Source organism: Candidatus Flexifilum breve (assembly GCF_016713355.1).
This window is the reverse complement of the sequence record NZ_JADJPI010000006.1, coordinates 23,163-32,262: the sequence shown is the minus strand read 5'-3', so window position 1 is coordinate 32,262 and position 9,100 is coordinate 23,163. Positions and strand designations below refer to the sequence as shown.

At 60.8% G+C, this 9,100-nt stretch carries 15 protein-coding genes and 1 pseudogene; all 16 read left to right on the top strand.

Going from position 1 to position 9,100, the window contains the following annotated elements; translation table 11 throughout:
* The first annotated feature begins 60 nt into the window (after window positions 1-60).
* The 16 genes and pseudogenes from IPK17_RS05450 to IPK17_RS05375 all read left to right on the top strand — a co-directional run bounded on the left by IPK17_RS05450 (window position 61) and on the right by IPK17_RS05375 (window position 9,053).
* Complete coding sequence (locus tag IPK17_RS05450) at window positions 61-363, top strand: hypothetical protein (protein WP_502748421.1); 303 nt, start codon at window positions 61-63, stop codon at window positions 361-363.
* A 56-nt stretch (window positions 364-419) separates the two neighbouring features.
* Window positions 420-668, top strand: coding sequence for a hypothetical protein (locus IPK17_RS05445; RefSeq protein WP_343416663.1), 249 nt, complete (start codon window positions 420-422; stop codon window positions 666-668).
* Between the two features lie 30 nt (window positions 669-698).
* Window positions 699-1,292: an ABC transporter permease subunit gene (locus tag IPK17_RS05440; RefSeq protein ID WP_343416662.1), complete on the top strand. Its 594-nt coding sequence runs from the start codon at window positions 699-701 to the stop codon at window positions 1,290-1,292.
* On the top strand, window positions 1,178-1,597 hold the full coding sequence (locus IPK17_RS05435) for an ABC transporter permease subunit (RefSeq protein ID WP_343416661.1): 420 nt from the start codon (window positions 1,178-1,180) through the stop codon (window positions 1,595-1,597). The genes IPK17_RS05440 and IPK17_RS05435 overlap by 115 nt, the downstream gene beginning before the upstream one ends.
* Before the next feature lie 376 nt (window positions 1,598-1,973).
* On the top strand, window positions 1,974-2,435 hold the full coding sequence (locus IPK17_RS05430) for a LacI family DNA-binding transcriptional regulator (protein ID WP_343416660.1): 462 nt from the start codon (window positions 1,974-1,976) through the stop codon (window positions 2,433-2,435).
* Window positions 2,422-2,607: a type 1 periplasmic-binding domain-containing protein gene (locus IPK17_RS05425; protein WP_343416659.1), complete on the top strand. Its 186-nt coding sequence runs from the start codon at window positions 2,422-2,424 to the stop codon at window positions 2,605-2,607. The genes IPK17_RS05430 and IPK17_RS05425 overlap by 14 nt, the downstream gene beginning before the upstream one ends.
* The gene (locus IPK17_RS05420) at window positions 2,580-3,005 is read left to right on the top strand and encodes a substrate-binding domain-containing protein (protein WP_343416658.1); all 426 of its coding nucleotides are present in this window, start codon (window positions 2,580-2,582) and stop codon (window positions 3,003-3,005) included. Before IPK17_RS05425 ends, IPK17_RS05420 begins: the two co-directional genes overlap by 28 nt.
* 239 nt (window positions 3,006-3,244) lie before the next feature.
* The gene (locus IPK17_RS05415; RefSeq protein ID WP_343416657.1) at window positions 3,245-4,273 is read left to right on the top strand and encodes an extracellular solute-binding protein; all 1,029 of its coding nucleotides are present in this window, start codon (window positions 3,245-3,247) and stop codon (window positions 4,271-4,273) included.
* A 140-nt stretch (window positions 4,274-4,413) separates the two neighbouring features.
* Entirely contained in the window at window positions 4,414-4,734 is a 321-nt protein-coding gene (locus IPK17_RS05410) for a hypothetical protein (protein WP_343416656.1), read from the top strand.
* Window positions 4,631-5,374 carry a carbohydrate ABC transporter permease gene (locus IPK17_RS05405; protein WP_343416655.1) on the top strand — a complete coding sequence of 248 codons (744 nt, stop codon included), beginning with the start codon at window positions 4,631-4,633 and terminating at the stop codon, window positions 5,372-5,374. Before IPK17_RS05410 ends, IPK17_RS05405 begins: the two co-directional genes overlap by 104 nt.
* Before the next feature lie 72 nt (window positions 5,375-5,446).
* Window positions 5,447-6,046 carry an ABC transporter permease family protein gene (locus IPK17_RS05400; protein WP_343416654.1) on the top strand — a complete coding sequence of 200 codons (600 nt, stop codon included), beginning with the start codon at window positions 5,447-5,449 and terminating at the stop codon, window positions 6,044-6,046.
* Window positions 6,043-6,225, top strand: coding sequence for an ABC transporter permease family protein (locus IPK17_RS05395; protein ID WP_343416653.1), 183 nt, complete (start codon window positions 6,043-6,045; stop codon window positions 6,223-6,225). The genes IPK17_RS05400 and IPK17_RS05395 overlap by 4 nt, the downstream gene beginning before the upstream one ends.
* A 4-nt stretch (window positions 6,226-6,229) precedes the next feature.
* Window positions 6,230-7,045: pseudogene (locus IPK17_RS05390) on the top strand (glycoside hydrolase family 66 protein); the annotation flags it as partial.
* Window positions 7,046-7,092: 47 nt separating this feature from the next.
* A complete protein-coding gene (locus IPK17_RS05385; protein WP_343416652.1) occupies window positions 7,093-7,929 on the top strand; it encodes a glycoside hydrolase family 66 protein in 837 nt (278 codons plus the stop codon).
* Window positions 7,919-8,410 (top strand): glycoside hydrolase family 15 protein, encoded by a 492-nt coding sequence (locus IPK17_RS05380; RefSeq protein ID WP_343416651.1) that lies wholly within the window; start codon window positions 7,919-7,921, stop codon window positions 8,408-8,410. Before IPK17_RS05385 ends, IPK17_RS05380 begins: the two co-directional genes overlap by 11 nt.
* Before the next feature lie 67 nt (window positions 8,411-8,477).
* Window positions 8,478-9,053 (top strand): glycoside hydrolase family 15 protein, encoded by a 576-nt coding sequence (locus tag IPK17_RS05375; RefSeq protein ID WP_343416650.1) that lies wholly within the window; start codon window positions 8,478-8,480, stop codon window positions 9,051-9,053.
* The last annotated feature ends 47 nt before the right edge of the window (window positions 9,054-9,100 follow it).

Genomic DNA, 9,100 nt, shown 5'->3' with positions numbered 1-9,100 from the left:
GCTGTCCGGCGGCAATCAGCAGAAGGTGGTACTCCAAGTGGCTGATGTCACACTTCCAAGGTGCTCATCCTGGATGATCCCACGCGCGGCATTGATGTCGGCGCGAAATATGAGATCTGCAAGCTGATGCGCGAACTGGCGGCGCAGGGTATGGCCATCATCATGATCTCGTCCGAACTGGAAGAAGTGCTCGGTATGAGCGACCGCATTATGGTCATGAGCGGCGGACGGTCGGCGGGGATTATGCCCGCGGAAGGTGCGACCGCAGGAAAAGATCATGGCGCTGGCGACTGGAACCACTCTCTCGCAGCCAAGCGCTCTTCTCAACGAAGCCTAGTGAACATCCACCTATTTAAGAGGTAGTTTCTTATGAGCTCGATTTCTTCAGCCTCACCATCCTCGTCGGGAGCGTCGGGTCCTTGGTCGGCATCGCCAAACTGCTGCGCGCTAATTTACAGACCTACGCGCTGATCTTCGCCACGGTCATCATCTGGCTGTACTTCTCCTACCTGACCAACGGCAGTTTCCTGTCGCCGCAGAACTTCTCCAACCTGTTCCGGCAAATGGTAATCACGGGCTTCCTCTCGGTCGGCATGGTGCTGGTCACTCGTCATAAGGCAACATTGACCTCTCGGTCGGCAAGCTCGCCGGGTTCGTCTCGGTCGTAGTCGCCGCCGTGCAAGCCAACTTCCTGACCCGTGCAGTTCCCCGACCAGCCGATCCTGATCGCGGCGCTGTCGGTGGGGACGGGCATCGCGGTCGGCTTCCTGTGGGGCGTTGTGCAGGGCTACATCATCGCTTATCTGCGCGTGACCGCCTTCATCGTGACCCTCGGCAGCAGTTGGCTGCTCAACGGCTTGATCCTGCTCGTGACCGAAGGCCGTACCATTCCGGCGGATCAGCCCACCTTCGCGCAGATCGCGCAGGGCTACCTGCCCAATGAAATCGGCTGGATCATCGCGGTCATCACGATCATCCTGTTGTTCTACGGCGCGATCAGCGGTCGCCGTCGTAAGCGCCGTTACGATTTCGAACTGCCGCCCATGGCGCTGGATATCGCCAAGACCGTCGGTTTCTCCGTGCTGGTGGTGGGTTATGTCTACATGGTCAACCAGTGCCACCGCGGTATTCAAGCCCCGGTGCTGCCTGCTGGCGCTCGTCGCGCTGGCCGTCGCCTATGTGTCGAACAATACGCGCTGGACGCTACGCCTACGCCATTGGCGGCAATCGACAGGCGGCGCAGTTCTCCGGCGTCAACATCCGGCGCAACCTCTTCACGATCTTCGTGCTGATGGGCACGCTGTGCGGCGTCTCCGGCGTAACGCTGGCGTCGTATGTCGGCTATGGCACGATTTCGGCGGGGCAAGGCTATGAGCTCGATGCCATCGCCGCGTGTATCCTTGGCGGCACATCGACGCTCGGCGGTGTCGGGACGGTGTTCGGCGCAATGGTCGGTTCGATCATCATGGTCAGCCTGACCAACGGTCTGCAAATGACCAACACGCCTGCGGCGCTCCAGTACGTGCTCAAGGGTGTTGTGCTGGTCATCGCCGTGTACGCGGATATTCGCATCAAGCGTGGCAGCAGCAACAGCTAAACTCTGCCAGTTCCGGTAACAAAACAGCGGCGGACGATTGCGCAATCGTCCGCCGCTGTTTTGTATTCCTATTTTTTCAAAGCCACAAAGCGCATGTCAGCCAAAGGACGAGGCATGCCTCGTCCCTAAACAGACGCAATCTGTCTCCCCTCCCCGGAATTCGGGGAGGCCGGGGGGAGGTCAGGATCTGCCCTCTTTCAACCTCTCAGCCTCGTCCTGCCTCAGCGTCTATTGGATAGGGGCTTAGGTTGTCCTGCGCCCAGACCTGATTTCATAAGTTGCTGATCAACCACTTGACACGACTAGAGATCCGTGTTTTACTGTAATTGAACCGGTTCAAATTATGTCTTTTCCGGTCATTCTTTGGTGCTCAAATATGCCTACGATTCGTGATGTCGCGCGGTACGCCAATGTATCCGTGGGCACGGTTTCCAACGTGCTTAACGGCAGCCAACTCGTCAAAGATGAGACCCGCCAGCGCGTGTTGGAAGCGATTGAAGCGCTGCAGTTCCACCCCACCGCCGCCGCGCGCACGCTGAGCACCCAACGCACCAACCTGATCGGCATGATCCGCACCGAGCTCCGCCCGCAAAACCAGCGCATCGAAATCGACCCGATGGTGCTCGACTTGATCGAAGGCATCACCGCCGCCGCCATCGAAAGCAGCATCGGCCTCACCTTCTGGACGATCCCGGTGGGGCGCAAAGAGATGGACGTCTACAAGCGGGTCGTTAACAGCCGTCAAGTCGACGGTCTCATCCTGTTCGCGCTGCGCGAGAATGATCCGCGTTTGGGCCTTCCTGAACGAGCAGGAGTTCCCGTTCGTGACGTTTGGTAAGCTGGATCGGCAGGACACCGACAACTGGATTGACCTCGACAGCACCTACGGCATCGAACTGGCGACGCGCCACCTCATCGAAGCTCGGCCACCGCCGCATCGGCTATCGCCCCACCCTCCGAGCAGTTTTCTCGCCCGCCAGCGGTGGCAAGGTTTCGTCAACGCCATTTAACGCCGCCAACCTGCCCATCGATCATCAGCTCGTGCAGGAAGGCGACTTCAGCGAGAAAATCCGGTCAGGCCGCGGCGACGCTGCTGCTCGAACGGGCGCAGCCGCCGACGGCGATTGTGTGTAACAACGACCGGATGGCCTTTGGGGCGATGCGCGCGGTGCAGGCGCACGGTCTCGTCGTCGGTCAGGACGTATCGGTCATCGGCTTCGACGATTTACCGACGGCGCGCTACACGCATCCGCCGCTCACCACCATCAGCCAACCCATCCACGAGATCGGGAGCGCGCTCTTCAATCTGCTGGTCCGCTACATCAATCGCGATGCGGTTGCTGGACTAGCTGGAACGCTGTTTAAACCGGAACTCGTCGTGCGACAGTCGACCGGGTTCCCGCCGTAGCTTTTTCGTTCGCCAAAATTGAAACGGTTCAAAAGCGAGGTGCAGAGGAGACAAATTTCGACCAGTTTCTGTCTATGCAAATAAGTGAATTTCCTTAAGGAGTTGAAGATGAAGACTAAAGTCATGCTCGCCGTTTTGCTCGTCATGTTGTTTGTCGTCCCGGTGACGTTCTCGCAAGAACCCGGATTTTCACCATCACCTTCTGGCACACGTACAACGAAGTGTCCGCGGAAAATCAGATGCTGACGGAAACGTTGATTCCGGCGTTCGAAGCAGCCCACCCGGAAATCAATGTCAGATCGGTCGCCTACCCCTATGACGGCTTCCGTCAGGCGCTGCTGACCTCGGCGGCGGGCGGCGAAGGCCCCGATCTCGTCCGTCTCGACATCATCTGGTCGCCGGAATTTGCGGCCCAGGGCATTCTGCTCAACCTCAGCGAAAATATGTCCGACTTCCAGACGTTCGCCGACGCCGTGTTCCCCGGCCCGCTCTCAACCAATGCTTACGACGGTGCGTACTACGGCCTGCCGTTGGACACCAACACCCGCGTGTTCATCTATAACCCGGCCGTGATGCCGGAAGCGCCGGAAACGATTGACGATCTCGCGGCGATGTGTGAATCCCTGCCCGAAGGCAGCTTCCTGTTCAGCGATGGCGGCACCTCCGGCTGGAACCTGCTGCCGTGGATCTGGAGCTTCGGCGGCGACATCACCGATCCCGACATCACGACGGCAACGGGTTACGTGAACGGCGAACAGTCGGTCGCGGCGATCCAGTTCCTCACCGATATGGTGCAGAGCGGCTGCTTCTCTGATGGTTACATCGGTAGCGGCCTCGATACGTGGGGCGGCTATTTCGGCGGCACGATCTCCTCGATGCTGGAAGGCCCGTGGTTCTACCCGACGCTGGAACAGCAGTATCCGGACTTCGAAGCAGCCGCCGCGCTGATGCCGCCGGGTGACGGCGGTCACATCTCTGTGGTCGGCGGTGAAAACATCGTCGTGATGGCGAGTTCGCAGCAGCAAGCAGCGGCGCTCGAATTCCTGCGCTTCACGCAGAGCGACGAATATCAGCTCCAGATGTCGACGGTGGGTCAGCTCACCGTGTTGAGCAGCCTGCTCGAAAATGAATACTTCACCGATCATCCGTACTACGGCGTGTTTCTCGACCAACTGCAGACGGCCAAGGCCCGCACGCCCCACCCCGCCTACAACGAAATCGAAACCGTGCTCAGCGACGCGGCCAGCTCGCGCTGCGCGGCGAAATGAGCGCGCAGGAAGCCATGGATCTGGCAGCCGAAGAAATTGACGCGCTGCTGGCTGGCAGCTAAGCTCTCACCAGCGGGTGGTGTAGATAGGTTCGCCTGCCTGCACCACCCTATCCACAGAATTTGGGAGGGGAATTGGCGATGAGCAGCAACGTGATAGATACGCGCGCCGCAGCGGGAAAATCAACGCAGCAGCTACAGAGCCGACCGGAGCAAACCCTACTACCGCCCCTACGTTCCGTACTTGTTTCTCCTTCCCGGTCTGGCGCTGTATCTGATCTGGTCGTTGTACCCCTGCTGTACCAGCTTTACATCAGCTTCTTCGACTGGCGCATCATCCCCGGTCAGACGAGCACGTATGTCGGCTTCGCGAATTACGAGGCGGTCTTCGCGGATCGCACCTTCTGGCTGGCTATGCGCAACACCGCCGGGTACGCCGTCGTCACCGTCGCCGGGCAATGATCATCGGGCTGACGCTCGCGTTTCTGGTACATCGCGTCACCATCGGCAAAAGTTCTTTCGCACCGTGTACTACCTGCCCGTCGTTACCTCCTGGGTGGTCGTCAGCTTCCTGTTCGTCTACCTGTTCAGCGCGGGCGACGCCGGGTTGATCAACTTTATCCTGATGAAGCTGGGTGTCATCGACGGAGCGATCTCATGGCTGGCGAGCAGCGACACCGCATGGATCGCGATTGACAGCCTCGGCATCTGGAAAGGCATCGGCTGGGCGATGGTCATCTTCCTCGCCGCGCTGCAAGGCATCCCGACAGAACTGTATGAAGCCGCGGCGATCGACGGCGCGAACGAATGGCAGCGACTGCGCTTCATGACCCTGCCGCTCATCCGCCGCACCATCTTTTTCGTCCTCATCGCGTTGATGATCGGCGGCTTTCAGGTCTTCATCTCCGTCCTGCTGATCACGGGCGGTGGCCCGCTGCACCGCACCGAAGTCGCGCTCACGTACATGTTCGACGAAGCGTTCGGCAGCCTGCATTTCGGCTACGGGGCGGCGTTGAGCTATGTGCTGGCCGTGGTCATTGTGCTGGTCAGCCTCGTGCAGTCGCGCCTGTTCGGTCGTGGTGACAAAGACGTGGAGTATTGATCATGATCGCAACTTCCGGCAGCCAGCAGCGCGTCCTCAACCTCCCTGATCTTTCTCGTCCTGTGTGTGGGCGTGTTCATCGCGGTCGCTCCCCTGCTGTACATGACCTCAACGGCGCTCGGCGGGGTCGCCTACGTGCAGACGTATCCGCCGCGCCTCATTCCTGAAACTGTCAGCTTCGAAAACTTCGAGCAGGCGTTTGCCAGCCGCAATTTTCTGCGCGCCTTCTTCAACAGCGCGGGCGTGTCCATCGCGACCTCGTTCCTCGTCACGGCCCTGGCCTCGACCATGGCCTACAGCTTCGCGCGCTTTGAATTTCGCTTCAAGAACGTCATTTTCGGCGTGCTGCTGGTGATGATCATGATCCCCCGGCGTGGTGCTGCTCATCCCGCAGTTCATACTGGCGAAGAACTTCGGCCTGCTCAACAGCCTGCCGGGGATCGCGCTGGTCTGACAGCGCGGGGCCGCTCGCCTTCAACACCTTCCTGCTGCGCGGCTTCTTCGAGAACCTCCCGCGCGAACTGGAAGAATCGGCATCATCGACGGCGCGAGTCCGTTCACCGTGTTCTGGCGCGTGATGCTGCCGCTGGCCGCGCCTGCCATCAGCACCGTTGCCGTGTTCAGCTTCTCGGCGCGTGGGATGAATATCTGCCGCGCTCAACTTTCTCTTGACCGACGAAAGCCTGCGCACGCTGCCCATCGCCATCGCCAATTTCCGCGGCCAGCACGCTTCCAACTGGGGTCTGGTGTTTGCCGGGTCGCTCACGGCCGTCATCCCGACTGTGATCCTGTTCGTCGTCTTCCAGCGCTACTTCATTCAAGGCATCACCAGCGGAGGCGTACGCGGTTAACCTGATGCACGTGTTTCACCGTTTGTTCGTCATCTTGTTCCTGATCCTGTTCCAAGGGGGCGCTGTGTCCGCCGTCGATTCAACTGTGCAAATTCTGCCCAATAAAAGCTATTACCATCCCGGCGATACCGTGCAACTCACGGTGAGCGCCAGCGCAGGCAGCACCGTCCGCGCCCGGGTGACCTACCTGAATACGTTCGTGACCGAACTCAGCGCGCCGCTCACGAACAGCCAAGCCCTGCTCACATGGACGCCGCCCGCCGAAGCGCCGCGCGGCTATGGCGTGACCGTCGATGTGCTGGACGCGAGCGGCACGGTGCTGGCGACGCAGTCGTCGGCCTTCGATGTGCTCAACCACTGGATCGAAGCGCCGCGCTATGGCTTCCTGACCGATTTCAGCCCGGCGCACCGCACTATCGAGCCCACGCTCGACTGGATGCTGCGCCACCACATCAACGGCGCGCAGTTCTACGACTGGCAGTATCGCTGGGAAGACCTCATCCCCCCGGATGATCGCTTTGACGATGGCCTGGGGCGCGATCAGTCGATGGCCACCGTGCGCAACCTGATCGATTTGCTGCATACGGGCGATATCGCCGCCATGCCCTACACCGCGATCTACGGCGCGTCGTGGGCGTTCTTCCAGCAGCATCAGGACTGGGGTATGTTCGACGCCCGCGGCAATGTGCACACCCTCGGCGAGAACTTCATCGCCATCATGGATGCCACGCCCGGTTCGCCGTGGAACGTGCATCTACTGGCAGAATTCGCCGATGTCCTCGACAACACCACCTTCGACGGCATTCACATCGACCAGTATGGCGCGCCCCAAAACGGGCTTTCGACGCCCTTGGCAACCCGATTGATATGGCGGACGTCATGCCCGCTTTCATCAACCAGACCGCCGAACTCGTGCAGGATCGGCGCGGCGCTGCCGGCGTCACGCTGTTCAACAGCGTGGGCAACTGGCCGATTGATGCGGTCGCCCCGGCGCAGCAGGACGCCTCGTACATCGAAGTGTGGCCGCCGCACGACGACTATCTCGACCTCAACCGGATCATCACCAACGCGCAGACGCTCGGCAATCAAAAACCCGTCATCCTCGCCGCGTATATTCCACCAGAGCGCGTGATCAACTGGCGTTTGGCCAACAGCGTGATCCTCGCCAGCGGCGCGTATCATCTGGAAACGGGCGAACCGGGCGCGATGCTGCAAGACCCGTATTTCCCGCACTTTGGCGACATTGCCGAAGCCGATCAGCCGCAGTTCCTGCGCTACTACGATTTCATCGTGCGCTACGAAAACGTGCTCTCCGTGGGGACGACCGCGGCCAGCGCGGAGCGCCACAGCGCGATCAGTCTGGGCGACGTGCGGATGCGCGGCATTCGGTCGCGCGACCGGGTCGTCCCCATTGTGCGGGCGGGCGCAGACTTCGAGACGTTCAGCCTCGTCAACTTCCTCGACATCGACGGGGCGGACTGGAATGCACCGACCACGGTCGGGCCAACGCCGCTCACTGATCAAGCGGTCAGCCTCACGGTCGAGCGTCCGGTTACGGCGGTGTGGTACGCCTCACCCGATACCACCGAAAATATGAGCGCGAATTCTCTTCCATTTAGCGTCGAAGCGGGTACACTACAGTTCATCCTTCCCCGTCTCGACTATTGGAGCATGATCGTCGTGGAATATGAACATGGCAGTTAAGTCGCCCGGCCTCACGCCGCTGCATGAGCACAGCCTCAAGGTGATTCTGGACAATCAGAACGAGGGTGGAGGCTATCTCGCTTGCCCGGTAATGCCGGACTACCAGTTCTCGTGGTTTCGCGATGGCGCGTTCATCGCCTACGCGCTCACGGTAGACGGCACGCTGAACCCGATTCCCCACGCCGTCGGACGCAACGCCCAGTGGGACAGCGCCGACAGGTTTCACCGCTGGTGCGCGCGCATGATCAACAGCCGCGCCGCCGCTATCGAACGCACGATTGCCCGCGCCGCAAACGGTGAGCCGCTCGTGCTGGCCGACACGCTGAACGCCCGCTATCAACTGCACGGCGACCCGGGGCCAGATGACTGGCCGGAGTTTCAACTCGACGGCCCGGCGATCTGGCTGTGGTCGCTGACCAAATCGTCGATGTGTGCCGCGTCCGGCCGCTGCCGCTGGAATGGGAACAGGCGGTCGAGCTGACCGCGCGCTATCTGGCCGCGATCTGGCGGTCGCCTTGTAATGATTGCTGGGAAGAACGTGGACCGAAGTGCACGTCAGCACATTAGCCGCCATTTTCGCTGGGTTGAACGCGGCGGAATATCTCGTCCCCCGGTTGAACTTCAGCGCCGTGAAAGACGCCATTCAGAAATTCATCTTCGCGCAGGGCATCACGCCGGGCTACGAACTCGCGAAAGCGGTCGGGCTGGACATGGTCGACGCCAATCTGCTGCTGGCGGCGCTCCCTGACTTCGGGCTGCTCAAACCGGATGATCCCCTCATGCAGCGCACCATCGCCCGCATTGAGCGCGATCTGCTGGCGCAGGGTCACGGCGTGCACCGGCACCGCGCCGACACCTATTACGGCGGTGGCGCCTGGGTGCTGCTCGGGCTGTGGCTGGCGTGGTACTACACGCAGATCGGCCAACCGGAACGCGCTCAGGAGATTCTCGGCTGGGCCGAAGCTCACGCCGACGCCGACGGCAACCTGCCGGAACAGGTCAAAGATGTGATGTTCGCGCCCGATTTCTACGAACCGTGGGTGCAGAAGCGCGGCGAAATCGCGCAGCCGCTGCTGTGGACCCATGCGAAGTATCTGCTGGTGCGCAACGCGCTGGCCACCTGAGACTCTCTCCTCAATTTCGAATAGCACTCCGTAATCTACCCGTGAGA